Origin of the sequence: Flavobacterium sp. Root901 (assembly GCF_001429765.1) — a bacterium.
Classification (GTDB): Bacteria; Bacteroidota; Bacteroidia; order Flavobacteriales; family Flavobacteriaceae; genus Flavobacterium.
Genome location: NZ_LMJB01000001.1, coordinates 98,349 through 118,800, shown reverse-complemented (window position 1 = coordinate 118,800; position 20,452 = coordinate 98,349). Strand labels below are relative to the sequence as shown.

Annotated in this window: 9 protein-coding genes; 8 read left to right on the top strand and 1 reads right to left on the bottom strand. The window is 36.1% G+C overall.

Features of this window, described 5'->3' with window-relative positions; translation table 11 throughout:
- Positions 1 to 158: 158 nt before the first annotated feature.
- Positions 159 to 4,175: a hybrid sensor histidine kinase/response regulator transcription factor gene (locus tag ASE21_RS00370; protein WP_242410199.1), complete on the bottom strand. Its 4,017-nt coding sequence runs from the start codon at positions 4,173 to 4,175 to the stop codon at positions 159 to 161.
- A gap of 343 nt (positions 4,176 to 4,518) precedes the next feature.
- On the opposite strand from ASE21_RS00370, the gene ASE21_RS00365 reads away from it, so the two are divergent.
- From ASE21_RS00365 to ASE21_RS00330, 8 genes are all read left to right on the top strand, one after another.
- Complete coding sequence (locus ASE21_RS00365) at positions 4,519 to 5,568, top strand: family 43 glycosylhydrolase (RefSeq protein ID WP_057120582.1); 1,050 nt, start codon at positions 4,519 to 4,521, stop codon at positions 5,566 to 5,568.
- A 164-nt stretch (positions 5,569 to 5,732) separates the two neighbouring features.
- Complete coding sequence (locus ASE21_RS00360) at positions 5,733 to 7,901, top strand: TIM-barrel domain-containing protein (RefSeq protein ID WP_057120581.1); 2,169 nt, start codon at positions 5,733 to 5,735, stop codon at positions 7,899 to 7,901.
- A gap of 43 nt (positions 7,902 to 7,944) precedes the next feature.
- The gene (locus ASE21_RS00355; RefSeq protein WP_057120580.1) at positions 7,945 to 10,302 is read left to right on the top strand and encodes a GH92 family glycosyl hydrolase; all 2,358 of its coding nucleotides are present in this window, start codon (positions 7,945 to 7,947) and stop codon (positions 10,300 to 10,302) included.
- 11 nt (positions 10,303 to 10,313) lie between these two features.
- Positions 10,314 to 11,291: a glycoside hydrolase family 43 protein gene (locus ASE21_RS00350; protein ID WP_057121145.1), complete on the top strand. Its 978-nt coding sequence runs from the start codon at positions 10,314 to 10,316 to the stop codon at positions 11,289 to 11,291.
- Between the two features lie 631 nt (positions 11,292 to 11,922).
- Positions 11,923 to 15,063: a SusC/RagA family TonB-linked outer membrane protein gene (locus ASE21_RS00345; RefSeq protein WP_242410197.1), complete on the top strand. Its 3,141-nt coding sequence runs from the start codon at positions 11,923 to 11,925 to the stop codon at positions 15,061 to 15,063.
- Positions 15,064 to 15,080: 17 nt separating this feature from the next.
- Positions 15,081 to 16,973 (top strand): RagB/SusD family nutrient uptake outer membrane protein, encoded by a 1,893-nt coding sequence (locus tag ASE21_RS00340; RefSeq protein ID WP_057120579.1) that lies wholly within the window; start codon positions 15,081 to 15,083, stop codon positions 16,971 to 16,973.
- A 15-nt stretch (positions 16,974 to 16,988) separates the two neighbouring features.
- Complete coding sequence (locus ASE21_RS00335) at positions 16,989 to 18,152, top strand: SusF/SusE family outer membrane protein (RefSeq protein ID WP_082603414.1); 1,164 nt, start codon at positions 16,989 to 16,991, stop codon at positions 18,150 to 18,152.
- Positions 18,153 to 18,363: 211 nt separating this feature from the next.
- On the top strand, positions 18,364 to 20,424 hold the full coding sequence (locus ASE21_RS00330) for an RICIN domain-containing protein (RefSeq protein ID WP_057120577.1): 2,061 nt from the start codon (positions 18,364 to 18,366) through the stop codon (positions 20,422 to 20,424).
- Positions 20,425 to 20,452 lie beyond the last annotated feature (28 nt).

The window sequence follows — 20,452 nt, the reverse complement described above, 5'->3', positions numbered from 1 at the left end:
ACTATTGAAGATTCATCAGCAAAGCATAATTCGTTTTTATTTTATTTTTTATAATCAGGCCTTTTTTTCCTCATTTATTTTATAAAAAGCGGCTGTTAAAATACGATTTAATTGAAAAATTCCTATATCTTATTCCGTATTGTAGTTGGGAATGACAATCAGCCATTTTTATTTTCCTGATTTCCATTATTAATAAATTCTGAAGGCGACATCGAAAAACTTTTTTGGAAATTTCTGCTGAAACTGGACTGAGAATTATAACCCACTATTTCTGCGATTTCATACACTTTGTATTTTCCGGAAAGCAGGAGTTCAGCAGCTTTTTTCAAACGTGCATTATTAATCAGTTCGTTTGGACTTAAATTCGATATATCTTTTATTTTTCGATATAAGGTTGAACGGCTCATGTACAGGATATCAGCAAGTGATTCAACACTTAAATTTGTATCTGCCATATTCTGATCTATAATTTCATCCAGTTTTTTAATAAATTCCTCGTCAATTGTATTATGTGCAATGGTTTTTAAATGTGACAATGGAGAACTTGCATAATACTCCATTACATGACGCCTGTTGGACAATAAATTATCGATCTGCGCCAGTATAAAATCCATTGAAAAAGGCTTAGGAATATAAGCATCAGCGCCGGATTCCAGTCCTTTTATACGGGTTTGTACAGCACTTAAAGCGGTTAACAAAATAACAGGAATGTGGCTGGTTTCAATATTCGATTTAATTCGGCCGCACAATTCGATTCCATCCATTACCGGCATAGTAATGTCGCTTATTACAATATGAATTGTTTGGTTGTGAATAATTTTTAAAGCTTCTTCTCCATTAGCAGCCTTGAAAATCTTATATTCTTTTCCGAGTTCCTTGCTCATAAAATTCAGCAGCTCCAGATTATCCTCTACAATCAGAATTTGGGTTTTTATATTTTTAGCGGTAATCTCATTTTCAAGTTCTTCATTGTTTTCCTTCAGTACTTCTGAAGTATCTTTATAAAGATGGAACTCGCTTTGCTGACGAAGCGGTAAGCGGAGCACAAAAGTATTCATCGAGTCATCTAAAAACTGGAGTTTTAAAGTTCCTTTATGTAATTCAGTCAGGGAATGTGCAAGCGATAAACCAATTCCTGTTCCGGTTTGTGTTTCAGAACCCAATATTCTGAAAAATGGTTCAAAAATTTTGCTCTTAAGACTTTTCGGAATTAAATTCCCATCGTTTTTAACTATAAATTCCAAAGAGTTTTCATCTCTGAAAAGCGTAATAATCACATTACTTTTGGCATATTTTATAGCATTGCTGATTAAATTGCTCAATATTTTTCTGATGGCTTCTTCGTCAACAAAAGCATAAATATTTTTTTCGCCAAGTTCCCACTGCACCTGAATTCTTTTTTCTTCAATCAATGGAGTAAACTCAGATTGTAATTGTTTTACTAATGAAGAAATATTGGTTTCTACAAAAGTAAGCCCGAGCCCTTCCATTTCCGTTTTTCTAAAATCCAGCAGCTCATTTACCAAATTCAATAAACGAGAAGTGTTTTTCTCCATAATGGACAAACTCGGAATGATTTCAGGAGACTCATAATTTTTTTTCAGAAGACTTTCTAATGGACTTTTTATTAATGTCAGCGGAGTTCGTATTTCATGCGCAACATTGGTAAAAAATTCAATTTTAGCATGGTAAATTTCTTTTTCTTTTTCGTTATTAAGCTTCTCGATTTTTTGGTTATTTTCCTTAATATTCATCTGATGATAACGGCGTAAAAGCCAGTACAGACATCCTGATATAATTAAAAAATAAACAAAAAAAGCATATCCGCTTGCCCAAAACGGAGGTAAGATTATAATTTCAACCACGGCCTCTTTACTCCAGATTCCGCCTGCACTCAGCGATTTTACCCTGAATTTATAATCACCAGACGGAAGTTCTGTAAAAAAAACTTTATTGTTTTTATTTAAATAAACCCAGTCATCGCTTATTCCGTCCAGTTTATACCAGTATTGCGTAAGTTCCGGAGCAGTATAACTTAAAGCGGCAAAATCAATATTAAAATTAGACTGATGATTTTTTAAGGTAATTTTTTTGATATAAGAAACAGACTCATCTAACGGAGAACCTTCCTCATTTACTATTACATCCTGATTGTTAATTTGAAGCCCGGTTATGAATATGGGCGGATTATACTTATAGGTATTAAAATTCTTAGGATTAAAACTAATCATCCCGTTAAGATTCCCAAAGTACATATCTCCATTTGAATCCTTATAGGCTGAACTGTAATTAAACTGATCGCTTAGGAGACCGTTTGCTGTTGTAAAAATTTTAACGGCTTTTGTTTTATAGTTAAACCGGACCAAGCCTTTTGAAGTGGTAATACATAAATTTTGATTTTCATCCTGTAAGATTGAATAAATCACATTACTTGGAAATCCGTCTTTAGTAGTAAACTTTTTGAATTCCTTTTTTGGGATATCAAATAAATTCACGCCATTCTCGGTCGCGATCCATAAATTATGCTGCTGATCCTGAAAAATAGAAGTAATAAAATCATTACTAATACTTTTATTATCTTTAAAATCGTGCCTGTAGACTGCTTTTTCTTTTGTTTTCGGATTATAATAAAACAATCCGTCGCGATAAGATCCTGCCCACAAATTTCCGTCTTTGTCATTAAACATGCAGGTAAAGTGCGTGCTTTCTGAAAAATTGCCCGAAATTTTAAAAGTATCATTTTTTTCATCATATAGATAAATCCCGATAGAAGTTATTACATATAATTCCTTTTTAGGAGTTTCATAAAATGAAACAATAAAATCGCTTTTAAAACTGCTGTTGGTATGGTCATAGTGTTTGATAACTTTACCAGAAGCAGCGTCCATAATATCCAGACCATGCTCAAAAGTGCCTATCCAGATTTTATTTCCTCTTGGCAAAACGCCGTGTATGTTATAAAATGAAAGCCCGGATTTTGTTTTGTCCGGTTGAAAATTTACAAATTTCTTTGTCTGCAAATTAAATTTGTTAATTCCGGCATCTTCTGTTCCAATCCAGAGATTTCCTTTATCATCTTTTTGAATTTCCCGAACCGCACTTCCTACAATCGCATTTTCACTTTTTCGCGGAAAATATTTCTTAAACTGGTCGTATTGTTTCTGATGGTAATTTACTCCTCCAAAATAAGTTCCAATCCAGACTCCGTTTTCTTTATCAATAGTAATACAATAAGCTGCATTATCGGATATTGCGTAAGGATCACTTGGGCTTTTTCGTAAATTCCGAACTGTTTTATGCTGCAAATTGTAAATGTAAACACCAGATTCGCTTGCTATCCACAATTCATTTTTATTTCTTTTAAATTGCCGTACAAAAACCGGTTTTTCGGTCATAAACGGAGTTGTTTTTCCACTGGCTGTATCGTATTTATAAATACCGTGATCACGGGTTCCAATTAAAACAGAATTGGCATCTAATGCATAAATAGCAGAAATTGAAAAAGTACTATTGGGCATCTGTACTTTGATTTTATCAAAACTCTGGGTCGCCTCAGAATAACGATATAAATCATCATAAGACGAAACCCATATTACGCCATTTTGATCGCAGGTTATAGAAGTGGCATAAAATGAATTTCTGCCATCAAACATTCGGGTTTCTTTGGTGTCAACATTGTACTTAATTAATGTTCCGATAGAAATAAACCACAAATTGTTTTTTAAATCATTATCAATATCATTGATGCGATTGTTAATGGCTTCATTTATAAAAGCAAATTTTTCAAGCTTTTTGTCATAGGAATACAAACCTTTATCAGTTCCAACCCAGATATAGTTTTTAAATTCATGAAGTGACTGAATATAGTTTATTCCCAATGAAGTTTTAGGATCTGTTCCGCTTCGGAATGTTTTAAAATGATACCCGTCAAAACGATTCAGACCATCTTTGGTGCCAAACCATAAAAATCCGTCTTTGTCCTGAATAGAAGCCAAAACGGTGTTGTTCGACATACCGTTTTCAACTTTATAGTGTTTAAAATAATATTCCTGGCTAAAAATTGTAGTAGACAAAAATAAAAGATAAATGAATGTCCCGGCTTTAAAAAAACGCTGCATGTATATGTTTTTAATTTTTATAAAAATAATTTCTCCATTTGTGTCATAAGCATTCATTTTGATTTTTATGCCGCAGCAGCTCAGTTTAAAGAGACTTTTGAATCATTTGAACATAATTGTGAGACAAAATGAGATTAAGATAACAATAGCAATACGCTATTTTGGTCAAAAATTAAATTGATATTTTTTTAATATATAAATTATGGTATTGTTAGAAAATTGGTAAAATATTTTGGAAGGACTCAAAATTGACAGCATTAGAGTGTTTGCAATATTACTTATATTTTTAGTAATACAAAATGAAATTGTTAAAAGTTATTTCTTTAATTAAAAAATAATCTAACCAAAAAACAAAAATTAAAATGACCGGCAAAAAGGTCAAAAACAACCTTTAGTTATAATGAAAAGAAAAAAATCAATAGTAAAACAAACTCTCTTACTTGTACTTTTTGGGGCAGCATGCAATTTTGTATCGGCACAAAAGACATTCAGCAATCCTATTCTCGATTATGGGCCGGATCCATACAGTACTTATCATGATGGCTATTATTACTACACTCATACCATGCAGGATTGTCTGGTGCTGTTTAAAACCAAAAATCTGGCCGACCTGAAAAATGCTGAAAAGAAAACAATATGGACCGCACCCAAAAACACCGATTATTCTGCAGAAATCTGGGCTCCTGAATTTCATTTTATTAATGGTAAATGGTATGTATATTTTGCTGCAGATAATGGTTCTAATGATACGCACAGAATATATGTTTTAGAAAATAATTCAAAAGATCCTATGAAAGGGAAGTGGATTTTTAAAGGAAAAATTGCAGCAAAAACAGATAAGTGGGCAATTGACGGGAATGTATTTACTCATAAAAAACAATTGTACATGATTTGGTCTGGCTGGGAAGGTGATACTAACGGACAGCAGAATATTTTTATTGCTAAAATGAAATCCCCAACTGAAATTGATGGAGACAGAGTTTTAATTTCCAGTCCCACTCACGCATGGGAACTACATGGCGCGCTGCATGATGATGTTAATCCGCCGCAGGTAAATGTAAATGAAGGGCCGCAGTTTTTGTCTCATCAGGATAAAGTATTTATTGTTTTTTCGGCAAGCGGCTGCTGGACAGATAATTATAGTTTAGGTTTGTTATCTTTTACCGGAAAAGATAATTTACTGGATGCGTCAGGCTGGGTAAAATCAGATCAGCCCATTTTACTGCAATCAGATAAAAATAAAGTATATGCACCGGGCCATAACTCTTTTTTTAAATCACCAAATGGTAAAGAAGACTGGATTTTGTATCATGCCAATTCAAATCCCGGAGAAGGATGCGGATACAAAAGATCTCCCAGAATGCAGCCAATTGTTTGGGATGAAAATGGAAATCCGGTAATTGGTGATCCAATCTCTGAAGCAGCATCATTAGCTGTTCCGGCCATGTAAAATTATATTTCAAGCTGTTTTTGTTTTTATAAATGAAACAAAAACAGCTTATTTAGGTATAAAAAAATTATGGATTTTTTTATACATTTACTAAAACGTTTTAGTAAATTTGTGCATATTGATTTTTAACAGTTTACTAATTTTCAACTAACTAACTAAACCACATGAATTTTAAAACCATTTTATTTTCAGTTCTTTTTATATCAGTTCCCATTACTATTTCTACGGCTCAGGAAGTTCCAATATTAAAAACTTCATTAGTAGGAAACAATATTGCAGAGTTTATTCCCAAAGGTTTTGATAAGAATAAAACGCCATCGTTAATATTGGTTAGTGAACCTAAATCAAAAGGAAAACTGCCGTCTGACTGGTCTCTGATTCCTGAATTTGCGCTGAAAAATGAAAAAGCAAGCGCTGTTCTGCATCTTAATGGAGATATAAGCCTTTACGGAGGAGGAGAAGTTACCGGACCCTTATTACGTAACGGACAATCTATAAAATTATGGAATACCGATACAGGTGCCTACAGCGTTGAAGGAGGTAAAAGACTTTATCAAACTCATCCGTGGGTCATGGGTGTACGCAAAGACGGCTCTGCTTTTGGAATTATTTTCGACAGCACCTGGAAAGCAGAATTAATTACAAATTCCAATCAGATTATTTATAATTCTGAAGGCGCTTTGTTCAGAGTTTATATCATCGACAGAAAATCACCGCAGGAAGTGATAAAAGGACTTTCAGAATTAACAGGAACGATAAAGTTACCGCCGCGCTGGGCATTAGGTTATCATCAATGCAGGTTTTCATATGACAGCGAAAAGCGGGTTATGGAAATAGCAGATAATTTCAGGGAAAGAAAAATTCCTTGCGATGTAATCTGGATGGATATTGATTACATGCAGGGATACCGCGTATTTACTTTTGACAGCATACGATTCCGAAATCCTAAAACTTTAAATGACAATTTGCACAAAAAAGGTTTTCGCGCAGTTTATATGATAGATCCCGGAGTTAAAGTCGACAGAGAGTATTCGGTTTACAATTCGGGTACCCAAAATGATGTATGGGTAAAGAAAAATAATGGAGAAGAATATCACGGTAAAGTATGGCCCGGAGATTGTGCATTTCCGGATTTTACAAGTCCTAAAACAAGAAATTGGTGGGGCGGACTTTACAAAGATTTCTTAAACACCGGAATTGACGGTGTCTGGAACGATATGAACGAACCGGCTGTAAACGATAATGATTTTCCTGAAGATAAACGTTTGGGTACAATGCCGTACGATACACCTCATAAAGGCGGAGATAATCTGCCGCAGGGCTCGCATTTGCTTTATCATAATGCCTACGGCCGATTAATGGTAGAAGCATCTTATAACGGAATTTTAAAAACAAATCCGGACAAACGCCCTTTTCTTCTTACGCGCTCGAATTTACTGGGAGGTCAGCGCTATGCTGCAACATGGACAGGAGACAACTACGCAGGCTGGGATCATTTAAAATTATCCGTTCCGATGTCCCTTACATTGGGATTATCCGGCCAGCCCTTTAACGGTCCGGATATAGGAGGTTTTCTGGGAAATACAGATGGTGATTTGTGGGCTAACTGGCTTGGTTTTGGAGCATTTATGCCCTTTGCTCGCGGGCACGCCTGCGCCGGAACGAACGATAAAGAGCCATGGGCTTATGGAACTGAAATCGAAAAATCATCGCGAATTGCTTTAGAAAGACGCTATCGTTTACTGCCTTATTTATATACGCTTTTTTATGAATCTTCTCAAACAGGACTGCCTGTTATGGCTCCGGTATTTTTTGCAGATGTTCAGGATGCCCGCTTAAGAAGTGAAGAACAGGCTTTTTTATTGGGAGAAAATCTTTTAGTAGTTCCCGCTTTCGCGAAAGATCCAATCCTTCCTTCGGGAATTTGGGAAGAATTAAGTTTGGTTGAAGGTGATAAACAGGATAAGTATCAGGCGAAATTAAGTATAAAAGGCGGAAGTATTATTCCTGCTGGAAAGATTATTCAGAATGCAGGCGAAAATTCATTTGATCCTTTAAGTCTTTTAGTTTGTCTGGATAAAAGCGGTAACGCAAAAGGAGAATTATATGTAGACTCGGGAGATGGATTTGGTTTTCAAAAAGGAGATTTTGCTTTATTGACTTTTTCTGCTGAAAAAAAGAAGGATACCGTAGTAATCAAAACTGCTGTTAATCAGGGAAAAAGAAATGTCAGCCAGGAAATAAAAGCAATAAATGTGCAGTTATTTCTAGATGGTAAAATCTATACAGCAGCCGGAACACTTAAAGACGGAATTACAATTACTTTAAAATAATTTTGAAGTACTAAACCAGCACCTGAATAATAATAATTTAGATATGAAAAACATCTTAATAAGATTTTGTATTATAACAGTGACCTGTTTAATAAGTAATTCAGCAATGAGCCAGCAATCTGCTAAAAAAATAGCAGATTATGTAAATCCGAATATTGGAACAGCACATAGCCGCTGGTTTTTTTATACTCCGGGTGCCGTTCCGTTTGGATTGGCAAAATTAGGCCCTTCAACCAATGCACATTTGGGAAACAAAGATGGCTGGGAAGCCACTGGTTATGATGACAGGGATACTTCTATAGAAGGTTTTGCCTGTCTGCATGAGTTTCAGGTTGGAGGCATAGTACTTGCACCTTCGGTTGGGCAACTGCAGACCATACCGGGTAGCCTCGATAAACCTGAAGAAGGTTACAGATCGAGATTTGACCGAAAAGATGAACATGCTGCAGCCGGATATTATTCGGTTTTACTTAAAGATTATAATATCAAAGCAGAACTTACCTCGACAAAAAGAGTAGGTTTTCAGAGGTATACTTTTCCGAAATCTTCTCAGTCGAATATCATTTTTGATATTGGGAACAGACAAGGCGAAAGCGGTGCTGTCAAAGAATCAAAAGTTACTATTTCTGAAGATGGCAGAATTGAAGGTTATGTTATAACAATACCAGAATATGTAAAAAAATATCAGGCCGGAGCAAATGTAGCAATGTATTTCTCCGCTGTTTTAGATAAAAAACCAATTGGTTTTGGAACTTTCAATAAAAAAGAAAATACACCGGGAAGTAAGGAAATTGAAGGAGAAGGTGCGGGAGTTTATTTAACTTTTGACACAAAAGAAAATGAAATGATTACGGTAAAGATAGGTTTGTCCTATACTTCTGTGGCCAATGCCAGACTTAATCTTGAAACCGAAGCCCAAAACCTAAATTTTGCAGAAGCTAAAAAACAAAGTCTTGCAGTGTGGAACGACTATCTGGGCAGAATTACAGTAGAAGGCAAAAACGAAACGGATAAAATTAAATTTTATACAGGATTATATCATGCCTTATTAGGACGCGGATTGGGTGGTGATGTAAACGGAGCTTATCCGATGAATAACGGAAAAGCAGGTCAGATTCCGCTTGACGCTAAAGGAAAACCTCAGTATAATTATTATAATACAGATGCCATTTGGGGCGGATTTTGGAACCTGACTCAGTTATGGGCGCTCGCTTATCCTGAATATTATGCAGACTGGGTTCAAGGTCAAATTCTGGTATATAAAGATGCAGGATGGCTGGGTGACGGAATTGCAAACAGCAAATATGTTTCTGGTGTGGGAACTAATTTTACCGGACTTGCGATAGCTTCTGCTTATAATTCCGGCATTCGAAATTTTGATGTGCAAAAAGGATATGAAGCCGCATTAAAAAATGAGCTGGAGTGGCGCGACAGGATAGAAGGTGCCGGTAAAATGGATCTTAAGCAATTTGTAGACCTGGGTTACTCGCCATTTTTAGACAATATGGACTTTAAAACCAATACAGAAGGTTCCGGATTTTCTGCCTCTCATACACTCGAATATTCGTATAGTGCTTATGCAGTTGCCCAATTTGCTAAAGCATTAGGTAAAACAAATGATTATGAGAAACTTATAAAATTAGCAGACGGATGGAAATTACTTTATGATAAAGAAACTACGTTTATAAGACCTAAATATGCTAACGGAGAATTTATAAAAGATTTTGATCCATCGCAGCCCTGGAGAGGATATCAGGAAGGAAATGCGTGGCAGTATACCTTTTATGTTCCTCATAATGTTCCTGATTTGGTAGCGGCTTTAGGTAAAGATACTTTCAACAACCGTCTGGATGACATCTTTACCAAGTCTCAAAAAAATGTATTTGGCGGAGGAACGAAAATTGATGCTTTTGCAGGACTTTCAGGTTTTTATAATCATGGAAATCAGCCCAATTTGCATATTTCGTGGCTTTTCAATTTCTCAGGAAAACCTTATCTGACCCAAAAATGGGTTCATGCTATTTGCGATGAATTTTATGGAACAGAAGGAATTCATGGTTACGGCTACGGCCAGGATGAAGATCAGGGACAATTAGGTGCCTGGTATGTTATGTCTTCAATAGGATTATTTGATGTTAAAGGGCTTACAGATATTAATCCGTCTTTTCAGATCGGAAGTCCGTTATTTGACAAAATCACCATTAAGCAGTTAGGAAAGAAGAGAGATAAAACCTTTGTAATTGAGGTGAAAAATAATTCGAAAACGAATATTTATTTACAGGAAGTAAAATTGAATGATACTAATTTAGACAAACTTTCAGTTGATTTAGAAGCCATTAAAAAAGGAGGTTCTCTTAAAATAAAAGTAGATGCAAAGCCAGTTAATACATGGTCAAATTAAAATCAGCAGTTATGAAACAAGTTTTATTTTTTCTTTTAATTATTTTTTGTTCAAAAACAATTGCGCAAAATTCATCATCAGCAAAGAACAATAATCCAATATTGAAAGGCTGGTATGCAGATCCGGAAGGAATTATTTTTGATAAAACTTACTGGGTCTATCCCACTTTTTCTGCCCGTTATGAAGATCAGGTTTTTTTAGATGCTTTTTCTTCAAAAGATTTAATTAACTGGACAAAACATTCCAGGATATTAGATACAACCGCTGTAAAATGGGCAAAAAAGGCAATCTGGGCGCCATCTATTATTAAAAATAAAAATAAATATTTTTTATTTTTCGGAGCAAATGATATTCAGAGTGACAACGAAATTGGCGGAATTGGTGTCGCTGTTGCTTCAAAACCGGAAGGACCTTATAAAGATTATTTAGGAAAACCGCTGGTCGACAAATTTCATAACGGCGCACAGCCAATTGATCAGTTTGTTTTCAGGGACAAAGACGGACAGTGTTATTTAATTTACGGAGGATGGAGGCATTGTAATATAGCAAAACTAAAAGCAGATTTTACCGGTTTTGTGCCTTTTGAAGATAAAACTGTTTTTAAAGAAATTACGCCGGAAAACTATGTCGAAGGGCCTTTTATGTTTATTAGAAATAATAAATTTTACTTTATGTGGTCAGAAGGAGGCTGGACTGGCCCGGATTATTGTGTGGCGTATGCAATTGCAGATTCCCCAATGGGACCTTTTAAAAGAATTGGAAAAATATTAGAACAAGATCCAAAGATTGCGGTTGGCGCAGGGCATAATTCTGTTATAAAAGCACCAGATTCTGATTCATATTACATTGTTTATCACCGAAGACCACTCACAGAAACTCACGGAAACTCCAGAGAAACCTGTATTGAAGAAATGCATTTTGATGAAAACGGTTTCATAAAACCTGTTATCATAACCAATGAAGGAGTAAAAGCACATTTGTTAAAATAGTTTTGATAGTATAGTCACGGAACGTTACTATGGTTTAAAACTTCTTTAGACCTTTCTGTTCGCTGATATTTTACTACGGAGAAGAACTATTATATTTCCTGTTATTTAATTAAATCCATAATTGTTTGGAAAGACCTGCATCTAAATGATGCAGTTCTTTCCATATACTGAAGTGCTGTAAATTTTAATTTTTGTCTTAATGTCTGAATAAACAGTGCCGCTAAATCAGACTTAAAAACAGATACTTGTTTTAAATTTTTTGTGGATCTAATCATTTGCTCAAAATAATTCTGCCGTCGCTGCTTTACAAAAATCAATTTTGTCTGATTATGCTTATTTACAGGCCTTTTCAATGTCTGAATGAATCATTTGAACACAATTTTGAAACAAAATGGGATTATAATAATGATGCTATTACTCTAATTTGGTCAAAAATTAAATGAGATTTTTTATGATTTAAATTATGGTATCAATAAAAAAAGCATGTAATAATTTAGGATGCTTTAAAAATTGTTTCAATTATTGTTTTAATGCTATTTATGAAACTTTTCCCGAAACCAGTATATGAAATTTTAGAAAATCCATTTTTAATTTGAAAACTAACTAATAACCAACCAAAAAAATTACTGAAATGGAAATTAAAACGACTTTGAAAATGTCATCCACTCAACTAAACTTTTTTACCTGGAGTAAAATAATGTTTAGCAGGGCCGGATTGACTTTTTTATTGTTCCTGTCACTCTTTGCAGGGACCAGTTATGCGCAAAACGGGAATTTGCAGAATCCCGTAAAAATAACAGGAACGGTAACAGATTCAAAAGGTTTGTCGCTCCCTAGCGCTACCATACTTGAAAAAGGAACAAAAAATGCTGTAACAGCAGACTTTGATGGTACATTTACTATTACGGTCTCGTCTCCTCAGGCAGTACTTGTATTTAAATTTATTGGAATGAAAGAGGTTGAAAGACCTTTAAATAATGAAAAGAAAATAAACGTGACGATGGTAGAAGAAAGCAATGATCTTCAGGCTGTCGTAGTTGTAGGTTTTGGTACGCAGAAAAAAGCTTCGGTTGTTGGAGCGATCAGTACAATTAAGCCTTCATTATTGCAGGTAGGAACTGCCCGTACTCTGGGTAATAACCTGGCAGGTCAAATTACAGGTATTATGGCGGTTCAGCGATCCGGTGAGCCGGGATATGACCAGTCGGATATTAAAATTCGTGGAATCTCTACTTTTAAAGGAGGAACAAATCCACTGGTATTGGTAGATGGAATCGAAAGAAACTTAAACGACCTTGATCCTTCAGAAATCGAATCTTTTTCTGTTTTAAAAGATGCAGCTGCGAGTGCCGTGTATGGTGTAAGAGGAGCAAACGGAGTTATTTTGATTAATACAAAAAGAGGTTTTGTGGGTACGCCTACCATACAGGTAAGAACGGAGTATTCAATTCAGGAGCCTACCAAACTTCCTGAATTTATTAAAGCAGCTCCTTACATGACACTCTTAAATGAATTGGCGACAGAGCAGGGAAAGCCTCAATTGTTTTCAAATGACCGTATTGCTAAAACTGCGAGCCAGTATGATCCTGATTTATATCCTGATGTAAACTGGATCGATGCCATTACCAAAGATTATGCTTTTACATCCAGATCTAATCTGAATGTTGCGGGGGGATCTGAAATTTTGAGATATGCATTAACGGCTTCCTATTATAGTGAAAAAGGAATACTGGCAGCAGATCCTAAACAAACCTATGATTCGGAAACCAGACTAAACAGAGCCAATGTCCGCACCAATGTCGATGTGAATTTATCCAAAACAACCTTATTAAGGGTAAACATTGGGGGTTTTCTTCAAAATCTTCAAAAAGGAAACAGCAGCACCGATGTCTTGTTTAATACCGCTTTTGAAACCACTCCGTTTGTGCATCCTGCCATTTATTCTGATGGTACTATTCCCAGAATTTTTGCGCGTGAAAATCCATGGGCAATGAGTACACAGCAGGGATATTATCGTCAGGGCGGAAGCAAGATTGAAAGTCTGGTATCATTAGAACAGGATTTTAAAGATATTGTACAAGGCTTAAAAGCAAAATTTACGTATTCGTTTGACTCCTATTCTGAAAACAGAATTACACGTGGTAAATCACCGGATTATTATAATGTAGCGACTCAGAGAGACCTTGATGGAAGTTTGATACACGGAACAGTTCAGGCTTATGGACAGGAATATTTAGGATATGACAGATCTGCCGAGTTTGGTAACAGACGTGTTTATCTTGAGGCCAATACTACCTATAACCGTTCTTTTGGTAAACACGATTTAAGCGGTCTCTTACTGTACAATCAGGATAGTTATAATGACGGAACTGCACCTCAGGCTTTTAAACATCAGGGATTAGCCGGAAGAACTTCTTATACTTTTGACCGAAAATATATTGGGGAATTCAATTTCGGATATAACGGATCAGAAAATTTTGCAAAAGGAAAACGATATGGATTTTTTCCCTCTGTAGCCGCAGGATGGATAGCATCTGAAGAAAAATTTATGGAGCCGGTTAAAGATATTTTTAATAAAATTAAACTCCGTGGATCGTACGGTTTGGTAGGAAATGATAATATTGGCGCCAATAGAAGGTTTGCTTACCTGACTACAATTAGTGATAATAATAATTCCGATTACTGGTTTGGTACCGGACAGGGAGTAAAGTTTGAAGGAATTGAAGAAGGACAGATTGGGGTTACCGATCTGACATGGGAAAAAGTAGCAAAAGCGGATATTGGTATCGAGCTAGGTATACTTAATATAATGGATTTGACGATAGATGTATTTCAGGAAAAAAGAAAAGACATTTTTGTTGAAAGAAATACGGTTCCTACACAAGCCGGATTTATAAATGCACCTTGGGCCAATTTTGGAAAAATGGAAAACAAAGGTATCGAGGTAGGATTCAACTTCAATAAACAGATTACTCCCGATTTTTTTATGAGCTGGCGTGCCAATTTTACTTTTGTTGAAAATAAAGTAACAGAAAGAGATGAAGCAGAAGCTGTAAAAGGAACTTATCGTTCAGGAACCGGTATTCAAAACAATACATTATGGGGATATGTTGCTAAAGGGCTGTATACAGAAGAAGATTTTACATCTCCGGGTGTACTGGCTCCGGGACTTCCAATACCAACATTTGGAACAGCATTAAGACCTGGGGACATTAAATACGAAGACAGAAATGGTGACGGAATAATAAGCGGTTTAGACGAAGGATTTATTGGCGGCACAACCGATCCGCAGATCGTTTACGGTTTTGGAAACAATTTAAAATACAAACAATTCGATTTTAGCTTTTTCTTTCAGGGAATAGCAAAATCAGAAAGAATTATCGGCGGCGCTAATTTCATACCGGGAAGCGGTACAGGAACATTAGGCAATATTTATTCTAATTATAATGACCGATGGACAGAAGAAAATCCAAGTCAGGATGTGTTTTGGCCAAGATTAAGTTATGGTCCTAATGCTAATAATGCAGTTGCCTCTACATGGTGGAAAAAAGATATGAGTTTTGGCCGTTTAAAAACTATGGAAGTAGGTTATACTTTAGATAAAAAACTGGCAGAAAGGATGTATTTACAAGGTTTACGAATTTATATCAGCGGTAATAATTTATGGTATATCTCCAACTTTAAACTTTGGGATCCGGAACTTGATACAGGAAATGGATTAAAATATCCATCCACTAAATCGGTTCTTTTTGGATTATCAGTAGCATTATAATTTTAAAAACTATTAAAATGAAAAATATATACATTAGAGCAATATTCCTTTTTTTAGGATTATTATTGTCTTCATCTTGTTCTGATTATTTAGATAAAGAGAGCGATACTGAACTTACTTTGGATGGCGTTTTTGAGAGTAAAACCAAAACAGAGAACTGGCTGGCTGCATGCTATTCCAGAATTCCGGACCCTACGTGGGGATACGCGCGCAGTCTGGGATGGGAAATTTTAGGAGATGACATGACCCCTTCAGAAAGATGGCGTCAGTACGACTGGCAGGTAATACCTTTTATTTTGGGCGACTGGTCCGTTGGTTCACAATGGACTCCGGGTTATTGGAATAATCTTCCGCAAAGAATAAGAGAGTGCAATCTGCTTATCCAAAACATCAAGCCGCTGCCGGAACAAAATTTAAATGAAGATGAAGTTCGCCTTATGATTGCGGAATGCCGTTTTTTAAAAGCCTATTATTATTCATTACTTATAAATACATACGGGCCGATTCCTTTCAGCCCGGATCAAATTACTCCGGTTAATTATAATCTTTCAGATTTACAGGTAGGTCAGACTCCGTATGATGAAATCGTAAACTGGATTAATAATGAATTAAAAGAAGTAGAGCAGATTTTACCGGCCTCTTATTCAGATGGAAGAAAATTTGGACGTGCGACTTCTATAATGTGTAAAGCTGTCAGAGCCAGAATGTTGTTGTTTGCAGCGAGTCCGCTTGTAAATGGAAATCCCGATTATGCCAATCATATTACAAAAGATGGAAAATCATTGTTTAGCACTTCTTATGATGCGAACAAATGGAAAATTGCCGCTGATGCCAGTAAAGATTTAATTTTAAGTGCAGAAGCAGCAGGACATAAATTGTATACAGAAATGAATACGGCTGGAAAAATTGATCCGTTTTTATCCTGCCAGAACCTGCACCTTTTAGAGGCCAGCAGAGGAAATACAGAAGTATTGTTTGCTCGTCCAAATGTAGATTCCAGAGAATATGACAGACATACAGCCCCTACCGGAAGCGGAGGAGCCGGAGGATACGGTGTGACACAATCATTAGTTGATGCCTTTTTTACTGCAAATGGTCTTCCTATAAATGACCCAAATTCAGGCTACGTTGAAACAGGTTTTTCATCTCAGGATGGATACTGGACAAATGGAGTAACAAAATGGAATGAAGTAAAAAGTCCGGGATTAGTAACTCTTGCCGGTACTTATAATATGTACTGCAATCGTGAACCTAGATTTTATCTGGCGGTTAATTTTAACGGTGCCTGGTATACTGATGGTGACAATGCAGGAAAAGACAAAGGCAGAAAATTGGAGTTTTTTAATGGTGCAAAAGATAACAACAATACGCATGATGCTCCGCAAAACGGGTATCTGGCCAAAAAAAGAACAGATCCGACAAGAAATCCGATTATAAATTATTTTGCACCGCGTCACGGCATTTTATACCGATTAGGAGAGGCTTATTTAAATTATGCCGAAGCACTTAATGAATCAGATCCGGGAAATCCTGAAATTCTGCTTTACCTTAATAAAATCAGAGTTAGAGCAGGAGTAAGAACTTATACTACCGGCAGCTCTGATACTGAAAATATACATGTAAATGATGATCAGGAAAGTATCAGAAAGATTATCAGAATGGAGCGCAGGGTAGAACTTTGTACAGAAGGAATACGCTATGATGATTTAAGAAGATGGAAACTAGCTGAAACCCTATTGAATGGTCCTTTTTACGGGATGAACTTTAACGGTAAAAATGCGGCTGAATTTTATCAAAGAACCGCGTATCAGACAAGGGTTTATAGAAAATCTTTTTACTGGTTTCCAATTTATCTGGCAGAAATTGAAAAGAATCCTAATCTAATTCAGGCACCTTACTGGGACAAATAACTAAATCACAACAAAATGAAAAATATAAAAAATATTATCTCATTTATAATAATGAGTTTGGTTCTGGTTTCCTGTACAGACGGCGGACTAGAGAACGCCGACTGGCTTAAACAGCCTGATTTTGCAAATCCCTTAACGATAACACTTTCTAATAAAGAAGTTGTATTGGCAAAAGATAATGAAGCGGAAAATGCAATAACTTTTACATGGACACAGGGAAACGAAAGAGGAGCGGGAACGTCTTTGACCTATTTTTTCCGTATGGATATCGTAGGGAATAATTTTGGAGAAGGTGCAGCGCCGGGAACAAGTACAACAATTACAGAAGAAATTCCTGCCGGTATTTTTACTAAATCTTATACTGTAGGGCAGTTAAACTCTTTGCTTTTGAAAAATTTTAAACGCCCGGGCGGTGTTGTTACCAATCTTGAAGTGCAGATAATAGCAAGAGTAGATAATTCGGCACAGTATCAGCTTCCGGAAGTATCAACTTCTAGTTTTGCCGTAACGAGTTACAGTCCGGGACCATTACCGTTGTTTATGGTTGGAGATGCTGTCAGCGGAGGCTGGGATTACAGCACCGGTAAAAGCTTACCGGAAAAAACAGAAAGGACAATTTACAATTTTACAGGAGATTTTTCAATTGGTTCATTCAAAGTTATTGAAAAACCAGGCAGTGAACTTCCTTCTTACGATCCGGCTGCCGAAAATAAAATTGTGTACAATGAAACTGAGCCGAGAAACAATGATAATGTCTTTAAAGTAACAGAAGCAGGCCGTCATTCCTTCTATCTGGATATTGATCAGGGAATTTATGCCTTTGGATATGTGCCTTATGAAAATGTATACATGGTTGGAAATGCCATAACCGGCATAGGCTGGGATATAGGCAGGGCAAAACCAATGACATGGGATCCTAAAAATCCGGAAGTATTCGTTTATAAAGGACAGTTTGATGCCGGAGAGTTTAAACTTCCTTTAGAATTAGGCAATTGGAACGGTAAAAATCTAATGCCTCCAACAAATGGTACAGTATTAAAAGGAAATGCTTCTGATAATCCTACAATGCTTTTAATGCCAAACGGAAATCCTGACAATAAATGGATCATTGAAACTGCTGGTCAATATGAACTGACAGTTAATCCGGCAAAAATGACTATAGTACTAAAAAAACTATAATATTTTAAAATGATGAATTCAAAGCTTTTCCGGCTTTTTAAGCAGGGAAAAGTTTTGAATTCTTAATATAAATCAGCTTTCTGTAAAGCAGGATTTAAATGATTTTTTTATAAAAGAGAATAAGGTATTAGAATGTTTTATAAAATGAAAAGTTATGATAAAATTTAAAATAAATAGTAATTGTCTTATTGATAGATTAAGATTGTGTTTTATGCTGCTTTTAACATTGGCAGCTTTTACCAGCCCTCTTCGTGCACAAACAAGTGGTAACCCTTTGTTTACTGGTGCTGATCCCGAAATTCATTATTTCAACAATAAATATTATATCTATACCACCGCGATTTACGGAACCCAGTTTCATGCGTATTCCTCCAATGATTTGACCAACTGGCAGGATGAAGGTTTGATATTCGATCTTTTTCCGGACAGCCCATGGTCACAATATAATGGCTGGGCTCCCGCAGTTGTTTTTCGGAATAATAAATATTACTTCTATTATACTGCCGAGACCAAAATTGGCGTAGCTGTCGGAAATACACCTATCGGACCATTTACGGATATCGGTGCACCGCTTATCGGAACAGATCCGTATACCGATGATATTATTGATGCCAATGTTTTTATTGATGATGACGGTCAGGCTTATATTTATTACGGAGGATCCGGCAAAAGCCGAATGGTGGTTCGTAAACTAAACGCAGATATGATTTCATTGGCTACAGGTCCAACTGATATTACCCCTCAAAATTATACAGAAGGTCCTTATATGGTAAAGCGAAAAGGAATTTATTATATGATGTATTCTAACGGTGCCTGGTATAATGATACTTATAATGTGCAGTATTCAACTTCAAATTCGCCTATGGGACCATGGACTTACAGAGGCAAAATATTAAGTTCTAATTCTGAAGATAAAGGTCCTGGACATCATGGCGTTTTAAAAATGGGAAATTGCGATGAATATTACATCATTTATCATCGTTATGAAAACGGAACATCCGGTGACAGAAAAATTGCAATCGACAGAATGTATTTCAATTCTGCCGATTTAATTGAACCTGTAAATATGACCAATTATGGTGTTGCGCCCAGAGTACCGGATCAGTCTTGTCCTACTCAAAGTATCGTTTCAGGTGGTATTTATAAATTAACGCACAAAGGAACAAATCAATGTCTGGATGTTTTTAATAACGGAAACCAATCAGGTACAAATGTTCAGCAGAGTACAGACAATGGAAGCGATGCACAACGCTGGATTGTTACACTCGAGGCAGATGGTTTTTATAAACTAACCCATAAAGGAACCAATCAGTGTCTGGATGTTTCGCAAAACAGCAGCACTCAGGGAGCAAATGTACAGCAGTGGCTTGATAGCAATACGAGTGCGCAACGATGGAAAATCGAATTAATGTCTGATGGATATTGTAAACTTACTCACAAAGGAACCACTCAGGTATTAGATGTAGATAACAACAGCAGCCAGTCTGGTGCAAATGTGCAGCAATGGTCAGATCTCGGCACTGATGCCCAACGCTGGAAAATGGATTTAATAGAAGTTCCTATTATTTCAGGAAGTACTTATAAACTAACTCATAAAGGAACAAACCAGTGTCTGGATGTTAGTGGAGCCAGCACGCAGCAAGGTGCAAATGTGCAGCAATATACAAGCAATGACAGTGATGCACAACGCTGGGTTATTACAAAAGAATTGGACGGTTTTTATAAATTGACACATAAAGGAACTACTCAGGTGTTAGATGTAGATAATAACAGCAGTCAGCCCGGAGCTAATGTACAGCAATGGTCAGATTTGGGTACAGATGCGCAGCGCTGGAAAATTGAACTGATGAGTGACGGCTATTTTAAACTTACTCACAAAAACACTAATATGTGTCTGGACGTAGCCAATAATCTGGCAGAACCGGGAACAAACGTACAGCAATGGACAGATAACAACAACGACGCGCAGCGCTGGAAACTGGATTTAGTAAAACCTGTATCGGGATCCTTAGCTGCAAAATCATTATCTATAGAAAAGGAAGATAAAAATAAAATTATAAACGTATATCCGAATCCGGTAAAAAACACTTTATTCTTTACTGCTGATTTACAAGATACCAAGGTTCGTGTTTTTTCTGAAACAGGAAGTTTGGTTAAAGAACAAACAGTAAAAGAGAATAGTCTGGATGTTTCTGGTTTAACAACAGGAATTTATTTTGCTGTTTTTGAGAAAGACGGAACAAAAATTATAAAACGATTTATTAAAAAATAAACGTAAAACAAAGCGTAAATACTTCAGA